The 16,475-nt window shown below is 36.9% G+C and carries 12 protein-coding genes and 1 pseudogene; all 13 read right to left on the bottom strand.

The window, feature by feature from the left end; genetic code table 11:
- Nucleotides 1-222: 222 nt before the first annotated feature.
- On the bottom strand, nt 223-1,827 hold the full coding sequence (locus tag MK396_RS06415; protein ID WP_268724049.1) for an ATP-binding cassette domain-containing protein: 1,605 nt from the start codon (nt 1,825-1,827) through the stop codon (nt 223-225).
- Entirely contained in the window at nt 1,820-2,887 is a 1,068-nt protein-coding gene (locus MK396_RS06420) for an ArsR/SmtB family transcription factor (protein WP_268724050.1), read from the bottom strand. Before MK396_RS06420 ends, MK396_RS06415 begins: the two co-directional genes overlap by 8 nt.
- 20 nt (nt 2,888-2,907) lie before the next feature.
- Nucleotides 2,908-5,319 carry a protein kinase domain-containing protein gene (locus tag MK396_RS06425; protein WP_268724051.1) on the bottom strand — a complete coding sequence of 804 codons (2,412 nt, stop codon included), beginning with the start codon at nt 5,317-5,319 and terminating at the stop codon, nt 2,908-2,910.
- Between the two features lie 378 nt (nt 5,320-5,697).
- Nucleotides 5,698-8,316, bottom strand: a complete 2,619-nt coding sequence (gene alaS, locus MK396_RS06430) for an alanine--tRNA ligase (RefSeq protein ID WP_268724052.1) — start codon at nt 8,314-8,316, stop codon at nt 5,698-5,700.
- A 21-nt stretch (nt 8,317-8,337) separates the two neighbouring features.
- Nucleotides 8,338-8,823 (bottom strand): LURP-one-related/scramblase family protein, encoded by a 486-nt coding sequence (locus MK396_RS06435; protein ID WP_268724053.1) that lies wholly within the window; start codon nt 8,821-8,823, stop codon nt 8,338-8,340.
- 427 nt (nt 8,824-9,250) lie between these two features.
- Nucleotides 9,251-9,871: a tetratricopeptide repeat protein gene (locus tag MK396_RS06440; protein ID WP_125841030.1), complete on the bottom strand. Its 621-nt coding sequence runs from the start codon at nt 9,869-9,871 to the stop codon at nt 9,251-9,253.
- 97 nt (nt 9,872-9,968) lie between these two features.
- Nucleotides 9,969-10,419 (bottom strand): annotated as a pseudogene (locus MK396_RS10010) (helix-turn-helix domain-containing protein).
- Nucleotides 10,420-10,759: 340 nt separating this feature from the next.
- Nucleotides 10,760-11,830, bottom strand: a complete 1,071-nt coding sequence (locus MK396_RS06445) for an ABC transporter substrate-binding protein (RefSeq protein ID WP_268724054.1) — start codon at nt 11,828-11,830, stop codon at nt 10,760-10,762.
- Entirely contained in the window at nt 11,827-12,600 is a 774-nt protein-coding gene (locus MK396_RS06450; protein ID WP_000712716.1) for an ABC transporter permease, read from the bottom strand. The genes MK396_RS06445 and MK396_RS06450 overlap by 4 nt, the downstream gene beginning before the upstream one ends.
- A complete protein-coding gene (locus tag MK396_RS06455) occupies nt 12,597-13,403 on the bottom strand; it encodes an ABC transporter permease (protein ID WP_000754114.1) in 807 nt (268 codons plus the stop codon). Before MK396_RS06455 ends, MK396_RS06450 begins: the two co-directional genes overlap by 4 nt.
- Nucleotides 13,384-14,541, bottom strand: coding sequence for an ABC transporter ATP-binding protein (locus tag MK396_RS06460; protein ID WP_268724055.1), 1,158 nt, complete (start codon nt 14,539-14,541; stop codon nt 13,384-13,386). Before MK396_RS06460 ends, MK396_RS06455 begins: the two co-directional genes overlap by 20 nt.
- 158 nt (nt 14,542-14,699) lie before the next feature.
- Complete coding sequence (gene murB / locus MK396_RS06465) at nt 14,700-15,605, bottom strand: UDP-N-acetylmuramate dehydrogenase (protein ID WP_268724056.1); 906 nt, start codon at nt 15,603-15,605, stop codon at nt 14,700-14,702.
- A gap of 109 nt (nt 15,606-15,714) precedes the next feature.
- Nucleotides 15,715-16,467 carry a YhfC family intramembrane metalloprotease gene (locus MK396_RS06470; RefSeq protein ID WP_268724057.1) on the bottom strand — a complete coding sequence of 251 codons (753 nt, stop codon included), beginning with the start codon at nt 16,465-16,467 and terminating at the stop codon, nt 15,715-15,717.
- Between the last annotated feature and the right edge of the window lie 8 nt (nt 16,468-16,475).

Genomic DNA, 16,475 nt, shown 5'->3' on the forward strand with positions numbered 1-16,475 from the left:
GACCTTCTTATAAGGACAGCCGATTTCAGCAGTAAGTCTGTGTAAAAAGTCTTTGAAATAAAAAAACGCATAATATCAGGTATTCAAAAAGCTGATATTATACATTTTATTATAGACTTAATCAGGGGATTACTTCCAGATAAAGTTTTTAACCCGCCTATTAACTATTAAAGGACAGCTTCCCTATATCTTTGTTAACTACAACTATCATTGTAAAACATATTACTTAAAGCATCGACTATCTAAAACTTCATCAAATAGTTCAAGGACCCTAGATTCTGTATTATGGCTGATATAGATAACACCAATATCCTGTAATCCTAACATCGTCTCTTCAATGGCCAGTCTATTTTCTTTATCGAGCTGTGAAGTTGTTTCATCAATGATAATAAAATCAACATCCTTAACAATCGCCCGTGCTAAAGCAATTCTCTGTTTTTCTCCACCTGATAAAGCTGAACCATTCGATACAAGTTCTCTATCTAAACCAGATAAATTTTCACCAACAAAAGAACTCAATTGAGTTTTTTCAACCACTTCAGCCAGTTCCTGATCTGAAATTGACTTACCTAAAGTAATATTTTCTCTAATTGAACCATTTATTAAATAAACTGATTGGTCAATATAGGCTATATGCTTGTAGTAACTTTTTAGATTAATTGCATTAAGATCATAACCGTTGATAAAGATACTCCCTGATTTAGCCTGTTTCAATCCTAATAATAACTGTAAAAGAGTTGATTTCCCGCTTCCAGACTCCCCAACAATGGCATATTTCCTCCCTTTAATAAAGGTCTGAGAAAAAGCGTCAAAAATCACATGATTATCATACTGAAAAGAAATATCAGCCATGGAAATATTATTTACCCTCGAGTCAACTTCAATAGTTTCATTAACTGTTTTCGTCTGAAATTTCTGTAATAAAACATCTGATGACTTAAAGATTGTAATGGAAGAAGTCAAACCCTGAATACCGTTAAATAAATTACCAGATAAAGAAGCTATACTAAATACACTACCAATTGTCGCTAACCCTATACTAGAAATATAGAGAGTAAAAATGATTAAACCTATTTGTGAAAAAAGCGAAACCAACAATATTACACTTCCAACCTTTGCTTGTGTCATAGAAAATCTAAATTGATGTTCTTCTTTTGTTATTGAAGCACTGTTCATCCTTGAAATAAAACTTGCTAAGGCATCTCCAAGGAAAAACAGGCTCAGTCCCTCCATATTGTCTCTCACCACCTCTGTATAATCTTCATTTGCTCTCGTGTACTTTTCTTGTGCCATTACAACATATTTTTGTGATAAATTGGGAATAACGAGTGATATTAAAAGAAATATTACTGATACCAATGCAATTGACCAATGTAATATGAAAATTGAAATAAAAGCACTAATTACAAGAGATAGCATATAAATGAAAGTTAATATATTTTCAAAAGCCTGAGTTTCTATCTGTTTTGCATCGTTAATAAACCAAGAAATAGCTTTTCCTGTATCTCGTTCCGCAATTAAATCAGATGAATTTTCCGCGACATTATCCGTGATTTGTGTTTTCAACAAAATATTTGAGCTTTTTAAATATCTTGCTTTAAAGTAATCTGAGAGGAATGAGAGAAGCACTGTTACTGAAATAATAAAACCAAGAATACATATAGCACGAAAGAATCTATCTTGACCGAGTTCATAACTATCAAACAGAAATGTTAATGAATAAGACATAATTGTGATAGATATCGCAAATAATATTTTAAAAGTAATTGCAATAAGAGTATCTTTCCAATTTTTCTTTATGATGCTAAAAAGTAGGATATTACTCAATTTTTTCACCTCCTAATTGCAGTAAGAAACTTCCTATCTGATTGATTTCTGATTGGTTCACTCTATAATAGATTCTTTTCCCTTTTATTTCTGATTGAATCAAATTCACTTTTAACAAATTAGATAAGTGGTGACTAATAGTTCCTGTTGAGATAGATAATTCTTCTGAAATTTCGCGTCCATACATAGATCTTTTTGATAACATTAAAATAATATTAAAACGAGTGGGATCCGAAATAAGAGATATTTTTTGGATCATATCCTCTTTTTTTTCCTCAATTGATTTTGGTTGCCCCTCTAATAAACAGGGCACCAGACCAAAGTAACAAAATCCTTTTGTTAATCCATCCTCCAAAAATAAACTAAGTCCAAAAAGTTGAGGGAATTGAATAAACAACGTATATTCAACATCAACAATAGTATGATTTTTACTCAGAGAATCTATTGTAGACTCTAATTCTTCACTTATGAGTTTCTCAGGTCCTATCTCATTATAAATTTCATCGAGCCTACTAAGTATTAAATGCTCCTGATTCTTAATTACTTGTTCTATTAATAAAATAAATTGATATAACTGATCAGACGTATGATTTATATTATGTAATAGTTTATAAATTAGATACCTTTGCTGTTCATTAAATAGTTTTAAATTATCAATTTCATCAAAATGAAACTCTGGAGAAACTTCGTATCCTAAAGATTCCATATTCTTAATAAACTCTGATTTTATAACAGAAAGCAAATCAGTAGTAGAATAGTATTTAATAGTTTTCTGCAGTCTAGAATACGTCAAGAAATAAAGAATTTCAGGAGTTTTCTCGTTTTTATAATTTTTAAAGAAGATTTCTATTTCAGGAAATTCGTTTAAAACGCTTCTACCTTCCCGCCTAATATTGTTATAGAAAGAAATTAGGTCTTGATATTCAAGATCAATCTGTTCTTTTGACAGTCCATATTTTTGATAATTTATCGGTAAATCTGAATCTGTTTTTTCTTCCCAATTACAAATTCTCGTAGCTAATAGCAATGCCTCATTAAAATAATTAATTTCTTTTTTCATACAACATCTCATTTCGTGAACTATAAAATAAATGGGAAAATTTTCTTATCATCTACATCCTTGTTGACAACATCAATGATAGTCAATACCCCTTCTTTTCCTCCTAAGAAGTGTTTTTCATGATTTTCAAAATTGGAATCATAAATAGTTCCTTCTGTAATAGTATTCATAATATCCAAATAGAAATGCTCAATCTGATTTAAAACTTGTTTTTTTATATACGGGCTTAATTTTATATTTTTTGAAACTTTAAAAAATGTATAAAGAAAGCCTGCATTACCTGTAAAATAACTTGGCGAAATACTGTATATTCCAAAACACATCTTTACAAAATACTCAATTTTATCAATATAAATATCATTTCCAGTCTTTGTTGTAAATTCTATTAGTACCATAATCAAACCACAAATTCCATTTGCTATATAATATTCATAGAATTCAAAATCCAAGCCTTTTTTCAACGTTTTTTTATATTTATTACTATCTAACTCTAAAATAACATTCTCTAGATACTCAACAGATTTTTTTAAAGAAATTTCCTTACCCAAAACGTAATAATCGTATATGTAAAATAGAGCTATTCCTAATTTACCATTTTCAAGGGAATTGTCAAATTTATCCATTGGTACTTTTCTCAAACATTCTCTTTTATTTTCAATTATTTCAATAATAGCTTTATCTTTCTCCATTGAATAGTGATATAATAATGAAATTCCAATTCCAGCAATTCCTGTTTTAAGCGAGATATCTTTATAATTGATATTTTTCAATATTTTCAAAAGCACTTCTTGACTATCAATATTGTTCAAGTCTAACAGATATAAAAGACCTGAGTGTCCCCAAAAAAATGATGGAGTTCCATAGTCAGATATGTAATTTTCAAAATCTGCTAATTTATATTTTTTGTCAAATATATAATTACAAGCTAAAAATTGTCCTAAAGTCCCAAAAGCTAATGAATTCTTATTTTTTAATGAATCAAAAACAAAGCCATCACAAATTATCATATCTGGTGATACTTCATAATCTTCTACTCTAATAAAACTATTGTCTGTTACTTCTAATTTTTCTAATTTTTCTATCTTTTCCCTAGTATTTTTGAAAATCCCCTTTATATCACTAATTTTAACATTCGGTTCATTAATCTGATTAATTACTTCTGATATTTCATTAACTAAAGGGTATCTCCTTATAATTGGCTCAAGAATTTGTTCAGGACTAAATACATTAAATAAGGCCGACTTTTTATTAAAGCAATATAGTAATAGATTACATATAGATAGTTTTATATTTTGTTCAACAGATCTATTAATATCGTAAAAATTCAAAGTATAACTTATAATTTTATTTTCTTCATTAATTTTTCGAACACTTTCCAAATCAACAAAATAAACTTCTCCTTTATTGATTATTATATTATCCGGAGAAATATCTGTTAACATATAATTACACTGGTATAAGCTTACCATATTATCAATTAATTTCAGAAAAATCTTTAAAATTCTTAAAATATAATCCTTCGTTGTTTTTATATCACTTCCCAAAACTATTTTATTATTCTCAGCTACATACTCCTCCAAAGTATCACCCTCAATAAACTCCTCAATTAGATAGTAATTCTCCCAATCCTTAAAACTTTCGATAAATCTTGGTACGAAAGAAAATTTTTGTAATTCTTTTAAATTATTTACTTCATTTCTAAACAAAACAAATGAATCTACATTTGAATTTATAATGCTTGTATGAGGATAAAATTCTTTTACAATACACCATGACTGTGGACTGTTTTTGCTTTGCGCCTTGTAAATTCCCCCAATAGGAGAAAATGAAAGCCCATCTTTAATATCATATTTTATCATTAATTGGTTGCTTAGATCTTCATCAGTAGATAATTCAAATGGATCCTGAATAAAATCAGGTGTATTATAATAACCTACTGGTATATCTTGGTATTCAATGTTATTATATTTAATTATTCTTATAGCTGTACCTTCACTATCATAAATATTTTGTAATTTATTACTCCCATATCTATAATATAAACATTTACAATCCTTATACCGTTTATCTGTTAAAATATAGGGCCCTTCATATCCTTTCAATAATAAATATAATTTTTCTATATATTTGATAAACATCATTTCATTTTCAGGATAAACTGTAATAAATTTTCCATAACTAGTTCTATCACCATTTTTCCAACCATTACTTAAATATAAATTAATATCTTTTACAACTTTGAAAGTGATTTTATTACTAATACAATATTCACTAACAGTATTTAAAATTTCATTATAATTTTTTTCAATACATGAAATATGTATCTTCCATCCACTATCAGGAACATTATTAAAACTGACCTGTAGGAAATTACCAATTTCAATGATGTTATTCTGTATAAAAACATTATATTTATTATCAAATAAATACATATCTTACCCTCTCTTAGATATAACTTTTTTAAACTATTAAAGACAGCACCATCAAATTTTTTAAAACAGAGGGTTGCTGTCTTTAATAACAATTATGAAGTACTACATACACAACTGATTAGGCTAGCAAATGAATTTGTTGCTACTTCTGTAGACTTCTTTTGTAACTCAAGTAAACGCATTTTAAATTCCTCCTTTCTTTATTTTCTATATTCTATCACTATGTTTGATGCATGTCAAGTATTTATGTTATATAATTATAAAACATTTTCCGAAATTTCCTTATCTTCCAACATTTATAGTAATTTTTTCTACTAAAATTTTTTCAAAATTCGAGATGCAAAAAAGATCTACCCAAGTGGATAGATCTTTGTTTTCTTATAATTTACCTGCTACTACATCCAACAATTCTTGGATTTTCGCTTGGTTGCTTCCTCCTGCCATGGCCATGTCTGGTTTACCACCACCACGTCCATCGACGATTGGAGCCAATTCTTTGATCAGGTTTCCTGCGTGGATGTCTTTTGTCTTGCTAGCTACAAGGATATTGACCTTGTCACCGATAGCTGCAACTAGGACAAGCACGTCTGAGTAGTCTTTTTGTTTCCAGTTATCCGCAAAGGTACGAAGGGCACCGGCATCTGATACAGAAACTTGGCTTGCAATGTAACGGTGTCCGTTTGCTTCTTGAACATTCTTGAAGACATCACCTGCGGCTGCTGCTGCGGCTTTTTCCTTCAATTCTGCATTTTCTTTTTGCAATTGACGGAGTTGCTCTTGAAGACCTTCAACCTTGTGAGGCACTTCCTTGAGTTGAGGTGCTTTCAAGGTTGCTGCGACGGCTTTCAAAGCGTCTTCTTGTTCACGATAAGCTTCAAAGGCTTCCTTACCAGTCACTGCCAAGATACGACGAGTTCCTGAACCAATCCCTTCTTCTTTGACAATCTTGAAGAGACCGATTTCAGAAGTATTGCCAACGTGGGTACCACCACAGAGTTCCACTGAGTAGTCACCGATGGTTACAACACGAACTTCCTTACCGTATTTCTCACCAAAGAGGGCCATAGCTCCCATTTCTTTAGCTGTGTCAATATCTGTCTCAACTGTCTTAACTGCAATTGCTTCCCAAATTTTCTCATTAACTTGCTGTTCAATGGCGCGCAACTCTTCAGGAGTCACAGCTTGGAAGTGAGTGAAGTCAAAGCGAAGGAATTCGACTTCGTTCAGAGATCCTGCTTGTGTCGCATGGTGACCAAGGATATTGTGGAGGGCCGCATGGAGCAAGTGAGTTGCTGTGTGGTTTTTCATAACACGGTGACGACGATTAGTATCAATTGCCAAAGTATATTCTTGGTTCAAAGCAAGCGGTGCAAGAACTTCAACAGTATGAAGAGCTTGTCCATTTGGTGCTTTTTGAACATCTGTCACAGTAGCCACAAGGTTCCCTGCAGCATCCAAGATTTGACCGTGGTCAGCCACTTGTCCACCCATTTCCGCGTAGAATGGTGTTTCCGCAAAGATAAGAGAGGCAGTTCCTCCAGAAACAGCTTCTACTTCAGCATTATCCGCTACGATAGCCACCAACTTAGAAGGCAATTGACTAGCATTGTAGTTGAAGACACTTTCCACTGTAATGTTTTGGAGGGTTTCATTTTGCATTCCCATTGAGCCCCCCTTAACAGCAGACGCACGCGCACGTTCTTGTTGCTCTTTCATGGCTGCTTCAAAACCTTCACGGTCTACCGTCATGCCAGCTTCTTCAGCGATTTCTTCTGTCAATTCAACTGGGAATCCGTAAGTGTCGTAGAGTTTGAAGACATCTTGCCCCGCGATAACGTTTTGACCTTTCGATTTCAAATCAGCTACAATGGTTTCTGCAAAGTGTTGACCTGAGTGAAGAGTACGGGCAAATGACTCTTCTTCGCTCTTGACAATCTTTTCGATAAAATCACGTTTTTCAAGCACTTCTGGGTAGTAGCTTTCCATGATTTTTCCAACAGTTGGAACGAGTTTGTAAAGGAAAGGCTCATTGATACCCAATTTTTGACCGTGCATAGAAGCACGACGGAGAAGACGGCGAAGGACATAACCACGGCCTTCATTTCCTGGAAGGGCACCATCACCAATGGCAAATGAGAGGGAACGGATGTGGTCAGCGATGACCTTGAAGCTCATGTTGTCGCCATCTTGGTCGTAGACCTTACCAGACAATTTCTCAACTTCACGAATGATCGGCATGAAGAGGTCTGTTTCAAAGTTTGTCTTAGCCCCTTGGATAACTGCCACCAAACGCTCCAAACCAGCGCCCGTATCAATGTTCTTGTGTGGCAGTTCCTTGTATTCGCTACGAGGAACAGCTGGATCCGCGTTAAATTGTGACAAAACGATATTCCAGATTTCGATATAACGATCGTTTTCGATATCTTCTGCAAGCAGGCGAATACCGATGTTTTCTGGGTCAAAGGCTTCTCCACGGTCAAAAAAAATCTCTGTATCTGGTCCAGAAGGCCCCGCACCAATTTCCCAGAAGTTATCTTCGATTGGGATCAAGTGGCTTGGGTCCACTCCTACTTCAATCCAACGGTTGTAAGAATCCTTATCTTCAGGATAGTAGGTCATGTAGAGTTTTTCAGCTGGGAAATCAAACCATTCAGGGCTTGTCAAAAGCTCATAAGCCCAAGTGATAGCCTCGTCACGGAAGTAATCCCCGATAGAGAAGTTCCCCAACATTTCAAACATGGTATGGTGACGCGCAGTCTTCCCTACGTTTTCGATGTCGTTGGTACGGATGGCTTTTTGCGCATTGGTAATACGTGGATTTTCAGGAATGATGGTTCCGTCAAAGTATTTCTTGAGAGTAGCAACCCCTGAGTTGATCCACAAAAGAGTTGGGTCGTTTACTGGAACCAAGCTGACTGATGGTTCTACAGAGTGGCCTTTACTTGCCCAGAAATCAAGCCACATTTGGCGAACTTGAGCACTAGATAGTTGTTTCATAATATCTCCTTATTTACTTGTTTAATTTGATTGGCTTTCCAGCATTTCCACATAGTCAATCGCGACACAGAGGGAAATAACCAGGTCTGCATAAGAGTCTTCATAGACGGTTACGGTGTAAGTTGAGGTCAAATGGAAAATCTCTTTCCGAATCTCAGCAATCACTTGGTCACGATCATCCAGCAATTTGAAATTCAAATCCCAGATATTGCCCTCGATACGAAGCCCTAAATGATCAAACTCATACTTATCTCGAAAGAAGGTCAACTTCTTACGAATGACGAAATTGGAACCGTTTCGTAACTGGATAGTAAAGCGAGGAAGCAAAGTGAAAAATTCTTTACTAATCTCACTGACTTGCTCACCATAGGCGTCATAGATGGTAAAGGTCTTAGGAATTTGGAAGAAAGAGCCCTCCACCTGATAGTTCACTACTCCTCTATCATCTTTGATATCAAAGCGTTCGCCTCCAAGACGAAACTTTTGTTTCACGAGAAATGTCTTCATAAACACCTCCAAAAATCAAAAGACAAGCTCACATCACGAAGGGCGAAAAACCGCGGTACCACCTTCATTCAATGAACTTGTCATTCTCAAAATCTTATGCAATTGTATGATTGAGTAGCATGACTTCCTACCTTAGATGGCTCGCAGCACCGCCATTTCTCTGGACTAAGACAACTGAAAATCAATTCTCAACTTTCTTATTATATCGTTTTTTAAAGCTTGCGTCAACTGGGAATCGTCTCCCTTGAATCAAATCAATTCCCTGTATCTTTAATTACTCTTTCAGGAGAACAAAATTAGCCAATATAATTGTTGGTATTAAACAAATTCAAAATAACATATTACTCTCTCGCTTTAATATTATCTAGACTGTCAATTGCGTATCTACATTCTTTAAGATAAAGCAAACTAATAACAAAATCTAAAATCATTCATTAATCAATTCCTCAATTTCCTTTATCCCTTCAAATTCTCCAACACTTTCGAAAAGTTCTATAGCTCGTTTGAAATGTGTATTCGATAATTCCGTATCTTCCAAAGCTAAATAGATTTCACCTAACCCTCTATAGCTACAAGCTTGAGAAATTACATCATCAGTCTCTAAAGATTGTTCCAATGACAGATTCATGAATGTAAGAGCCTCATCAAGATTGTTTAATTTAAATCTCACATAGCCCTGTTCATAGTTATTCACAGCTTTCTTTAGATTATCATTTGGAAAATGCTCTTCAACTATCTTCTCTTCATCTTCAATAAGTTTTAAAGCCTCATGAAAATCCCCCTGATCTCTGTAGATCATAGCTAATTGATGTAGGCCAATGTGTTCATTTTCTTTATCTTCATTTTGTTGAGCCAATAAAATGTATTTCTCAAAGATATGGGTACATGTGACATAGTCTTTTTCTGCTAACAATAAATATCCCATCAAATTTAAAAGACTAAAATCTGTACAGGTATCAATGGAAAAATCTTGTTCAACTAACTTTTTAGCTTCTGATATTTTTCCTTCCAGAAACAAGTTCCAAGCTGTATCAATTTTAGAGTCCATCTATTTCCCCCTTCAACTACAAACAACCTTCATAAAATAGAATCACTCAACAAGAATATACTATTCTCTATCTATTAAGACTTAATCTTATAAACCATTAATCTACATTAAAATAATCATAAATCTCTTTAAAGAGAGGCAGCAATATTCCTTGCTCTTCTTTGTCTAAATTATATTCAGAAACTAGCTCATCCATATAGTCAAATACAGTGAAATATTTTTTATTCCATTCATAACAAGCGCAAATTTCAAATCATTAAGTTCCGTTTTATTAAACTCTTTTAACTTCTTCATATCAATTCTAGTGATTGGATGAGAAATACCATCTAGAGTACTGTAAATCGTTTTTCCTAGTAAATAATCTGTCGTGGTATAAATAATTTTGCTAATTTGACAACGGCGTCTAAATTAGGCTCTAAAGTTCCATTCTCCCAACGAAAATAAGTACCTTGTTATACACCAATCATCTCAGAAATTTGTACCTGAGTTAACTTCTTGATCTTTCTCAGTTCCTTCAGACGATCTCCAAAAAAATCATCATTAAACATTGTATACTCTTAAATATTCTAAACGGTATAAAACGGAATTATTCCATAAGAAATATTTATTTGGAGATTAAATATTCTATTTAGAATATTATAGCATAAAAGGAGGTAAAAGCATATGTAGCTAGTAGTCAATTTTAAAAATTTTAATGAAGGAGGTGGAATTCAACAAATAAAAAAATCTTGAAACAAATGCGCCGTTATTTCACTTATCACTATTTTTATCCTCAATTTTCATATTACTAAACACAGCAACTATCATAGAAAAACATACAGTTACAAAAATTGCCTTCTATATAAAAAACGAACCAGCTTGACTGATTCGTTTCATAACTGCTAGCTCCTACTTCCGATACATTTTAAATTGTAGGAAGAGGTCGCTATATTTGCCTGTCCATTTATGGTCAAATTTCTCATAAACTTCCAAGTGTTTCATGGTATCAGCGTCTGGATAGAAGGATTTGTCTTCCTTGGTCTCCTCTGGGAGCATTTCCTTAGCTGGTAGATTTGGTGTTGAGTAACCCACATACTCAGCATTTTTAAGAGCATTTTCGGGTTTTAGCATAAAGTTGATAAAGGTATAGGCTGCATCTTGGTTTTTTACGGTTTTTGGAATGACCATGTTATCAAACCAGAGATTGCTGGCCTCAGTCGGAACGACATACTTGAGGTTAGGATTTTTCTCCAACATCTGGCTGGCTTCTCCAGAGAAGGTCACACCGATGGCCGCGTTGTTCTGGATCATATAGCCCTTCATCTCGTCAGCCACGATGGCCTTGATATTTGGAGTCAGTTTGTAGAGCTTGTCTACCGTTTCTTCCAACTGTTGAGGATCCTTTGAGTTGAGGCTGTAACCGAGCGAGTTAAGCCCAAGTCCCAGCACCTCACGCGCCCCATCAAAAAGCATGATGGAATCCTTGTATTCTGGCTTCCAAAGGTCATCCCAATGCTCGGGCGCCTCATCTACCATGGTTTCATTGTAGACAATTCCCAAGGTTCCCCAGAAATAAGGGATAGAGAATTGATTGCCCGGGTCAAAAGACTGGTTGAGGAACTCAGGTCCGATATTTTCGATTCCTTCAATTTTTGAATAATCGAGTGGTACCAAGAGGTCTTCGTCCTTCATCTTATTAATCATATACTCACTCGGGATGGCAATGTCGTAGGTCGTTCCACCTTGCTTAATCTTGGTATACATGGCTTCGTTGGAGTCAAAGGTCTCATACTGGACTTGAATACCTGTTTCTTCTGTGAATTGCTCCAAGAGTTCTGGATCGATATAGTCCCCCCAGTTGTAAATAACCAATTTCTGACTATCTCGGCTATTGATTTTACTATCTAGATGAGTCGCAATTCCCCACAAGACAAGGATAATCGCTACAATTCCTGCTAAAAATGAATAGAGTTTTTTCATGCTTGCTCCTCCTTCTCACGTGAGATAAAGTAATAGCCAACAACTAGGATAATACTAAAGAGAAAGACAAGGGCAGACAGGGCATTGATTTCCAGCGAAATTCCCTTACGAGCACGAGAGTAGATTTCAACTGACAGGGTTGAAAAGCCATTTCCTGTTACAAAGAAGGTTACGGCAAAGTCGTCTAACGAATAGGTGAAGGCCATGAAATAACCTGCAATGATAGACGGAGTCAGGTAAGGAAGCATGATTTCCTTAAACATCTGAAATTGACTAGCTCCAAGGTCATAAGCCGCATGAATCATGTCATCATTCATCTCCTTGAGACGAGGCAAGACCATCAAGACCACGATAGGGATGGAAAAGGCCACGTGACTAGATAAAACCGTCAAAAAGCCAAGTGAAAACTTAAGCTGGGTAAAGAGAATCAAGAAGCTAGCACCAATCATAACGTCAGGCGCAACCATGAGGATATTATTGAGTGATAGAAAGGCTTCTTGGTATTTCTTACGAGACTGGTAGATATAGATAGCACCAAAAGTCCCGATAATGGTCGCAATCAAGGCAGATAGAAAGGCCAAGAAAAAGGTTTGGGTGAGGATCAACATGAGACGACCATCACCAAACATGGTTTTAAAATGGCTCAAGCTAAAGCCTGTAAAGCTGTTCATATCATCCCCTGCATTAAAGGCATAGCCAATCAAGTAAAAAATCGGCAAATAAAGGATGATAAAGACAAAGGCTAGGTAGAGATTGGCAAATTTTTTCATCGTTCTCTCCTTTCCTTGGTCACCCACATGGTGATGAACATGGTCAGGATGAGGATCACGCCGATGGTAGAACCCATACCGTAGTTGTCATTGGTTAGAAAGTTCTGCTCAATAGCCGTTCCCAGCGTGATAACGCGGTTCCCACCGATTAAACGTGTCAGCATGAAGAGACTCAAACTTGGGATAAAGACAGACTGAACCCCACTTCTCACCCCGTTCATAGACAGAGGGAAGATAACATGGCGGAAGGTCTCCCACTTGGTCGCACCGAGGTCATAGCTGGCATTGATGAGATTGTTATCCATGTCATCCAAGACATTGAAAATCGGCAAAATCATAAAGGGAAGCTCGATGTAGCTTGCGACAAAGATAAAGGAGAAATCGGTAAAGAGCAACTGTTGCGAACCGATTCCGATGAATTCCAAAAATTGATTAATAGAGCCATTTTGACCAAAAATCCCGATAAAGGCATAGGCCTTGAGGAGCAAATTGATCCAGGTTGGCAGAATGATCAGCATGAGCCAGAGTTGACGGTGCTTGAGACGGGTCAAAAAGAGGGCTGTTGGATAGCTGATGAGCAGTGTTACCAAGGTGACAATCCCTGCATAAAGCACAGAGTTGAAGCTCATTTTGAGATAGGTCAAGTTTTGTGACGCAAAGTAAGATTTATAATTTTCTAAACTAAACTGGCCTTCAATGTTGAAAAAGGATTGTCCAAAAATCAGGACCAAGGGTGCGAGAACAAAGAGGGCGATCCAAAGCATATAGGGCACTACAAAGAGTTTAGAGGTTGTTTTCTTCATCTCTTTCCTCCTCGATTGCGTTAATCAGACCTGCTTCTTGCTCTTCGATTTCTACGTACTCCTCGATACGAGCATCGAACTCTTCTTCGGTTTCGTTGAGACGCATGATGTGGATGTCTTCTGGTTCAAAGTCCAGACCGATTTCCTCACCCACAATGGCCTTACGAGTTGAGTGGATCATCCATTCATTTCCGAGTTCGTCATAGGCGATGATCTCATAGTGAACCCCACGGAAAAGCTGGGTATCAACCTTAACTTGGAGCTTGCCTTCTTCAGGAAGGGTAATTCGCAAGTCCTCTGGACGAATGACAACCTCAACAGGTTCATTTGGCTTCATCCCTCCATCGACCGCTTCAAAGCGTTTGCCGTTAAACTCCACCAAGTAGTCTTCAATCATGGTTCCTGGCAAGATATTTGACTCCCCGATAAAGGTGGCAACAAAGTGGTTGATTGGCTCATCGTAGATGTCCACAGGCGTTCCAGACTGAACAATCTCGCCATCATTCATAACGAAAATCCAGTCACTCATGGCAAGGGCTTCTTCCTGATCGTGAGTGACAAAGACAAAGGTAATTCCCAATCGTTGTTGCAATTCACGCAGTTCGTACTGCATGTCTGTTCGCAATTTCAAGTCCAGCGCTGACAAAGGCTCATCCAACAAGACCACACGGGGCTGGTTAATGATGGCACGGGCAATAGCCACACGCTGGCGTTGTCCTCCAGAGAGTTTACGGATGGAACGTTTTTCATACCCTTCCAACTGAACCATCTTGAGAACTTCCGCTACACGCTGCTCGATTTCTTTCTTGTCGATTTTACGCAAGCGGAGTGGAAAGGCAACATTTTCAAACACATTCATATGTGGAAACAAGGCATAGGATTGGAAGACGGTATGGACATCTCGTTTATTGGTTGGGATGTCATTGATCCGCACCCCATCCAGTAAAATATCCCCTGCCGTCGCATCCAGTAAACCTGCAATGATGTTTAGAATGGTTGATTTTCCTGAACCAGATGCGCCTAAAAGAGTGTAGAACTTCCCCTCTTCCAACTCAAAGTTAATGTCTTTGAGAACCTTGGTGTTGCTGTCTTCAAAAACTTTGGAGACGTTTCTGAATTCAATAATTGGTTTTTTCAATTGTCATAAATTCCTTCTTTTTCATAAATTAACAGATCCTGGCTCTGTCAGGCCGCTACTACCTCGTGTAGGAGATTGAACTGCCTACATACATCTTCACTAACGATAGGCTTTCACCCCCTTACAATGGTTATAGCAGCAACTTTTCTGCCCAAACCTTATTCTTTCTCACCCAAAATACGGACTTCCCTCTCAAGGGTAACACCTGAGTGTTCCTTTACCTTTTCAATAACAGATTGGATCAAGTCCTCGTAGTCTTTAGCCGTACCGTCAGCAACATTGATCATGAAACCAGCGTGCTTTTCAGATACTTCAACACCACCGATACGATAGCCTTTCAAACCAGCCTCTGAAATCAACTGACCTGCAAAATGCCCCACTGGACGCTTAAAGACTGAGCCACAAGATGGGTACTCTAAAGGCTGTTTGAGTTCACGAAGGTGAGTCAAGCGATCCATTTCCTGCTTGATAACCTGATGATTTCCTGGAGCTAGGGCAAATTTAGCTGACAAAACAACAGCTCCAGAATCTTGAACAGCTGAATGACGGTAACCAAAAGTCAATTCCTTGGCAGATAAGGTCTCGATTTCCCCTCCCTTGGTCAAAACTTGACAAGACTGCAAGATATGAGCAATCTCTCCTCCATAGGCACCCGCATTCATAAAGACTGCTCCACCGACGCTCCCTGGAATGCCACAGGCAAACTCGAAACCAGTCAAACTATGACGAAGGGCAATACGTGTCGTTTCAATCAAGTTGGCCCCAGCTTCCGCTTCAATGGTATAACCATCAACTGAAACGTTATTGAGCTTGTCACACAAGATGACAAATCCACGAATTCCACCGTCACGAACGATAATATTGCTGGCATTTCCTAGCACCATCCAAGGAATATTCTCTTGATTGGCAAATTGAACGACACGCGCCATCTCATAGCGATTGCGTGGCAAAACCAGATAATCCGCTCGTCCCCCTACCTTAGTGTAGGTATAGAGCTTCAAGGGTTCCTTAAAACGAATATCAATTCCTTCTAATTGTTCTTGTATTCTAGTTACTAATGTCATATCTCTCATCCTTTTGTAAAGTGATTTCATTATACCATTTTTAAAGATTTTTGACGACTGGAAATTTCTGTATCCAATCTTCAAATAAAAAAAGAGGTCACCCCTCTTTTTATGATTTTTTCCAAAATGTAGATTTTGTTAGCCAGACAAGAGCTATAAGTTCTGCGAGAAGAATGAACTCAACTAGAAGCGGATTTGTAATCCATCCCACTTGAGATAGAGCTGGAGCTAAGTCAAACAAAGCATGCAAGCCATAGGCAGCAACGAGATAGATCCATTTCTTTTGACGGACACTTTGATAGACCCAGACAGTAAGGCTAATTTGGAGAACCAGAGCAAGGACACGCTCAACTCCTAGTAGATAGATCTGCCATGCTGATAGAGACTGAACTGTTTCTAATGTACTTTTCGTAAGAAGATTCGCCGCATCAGAGTTTGAAGATTGTAGGAGTGAAAAGAGGATCAAAAGGCTAATCAAACTTCCCATTCCAAGATAGAGCATCTCCAAGCCCCCATGTCCTAAGCCATAAGCCCAAGCATCTCTATCTTCCAACTTTCTCTTTTTCTCCAACCATTTAAAAAAGACAAGACGAGCCGTTTCCTCAAAGAGGGCAGCCATCGCGATTCCATAAAGGACATATAAGAAAGGTTGCTCCTGCATGAGCGGAATGGTTCCATCTTTTTGCGGATGGAGTACCAGAAGATGAACCATCTTCTCTAACACTTGAGAAGAAACAAAAAATGCAATTGCCCCCAAGCCCATCACTGCAAGAGAGATTTTAAACCGTTTTTTGGCATACCAAGTTCCACCTACTAGAATGAGAACCAAAGCAATCATGGTAAGGATAATATGTACTGTCATTTTTTTCT

The organism is Streptococcus oralis (assembly GCF_026782235.1).
Lineage (GTDB): Bacteria > Bacillota > Bacilli > Lactobacillales > Streptococcaceae > Streptococcus > Streptococcus oralis_CC.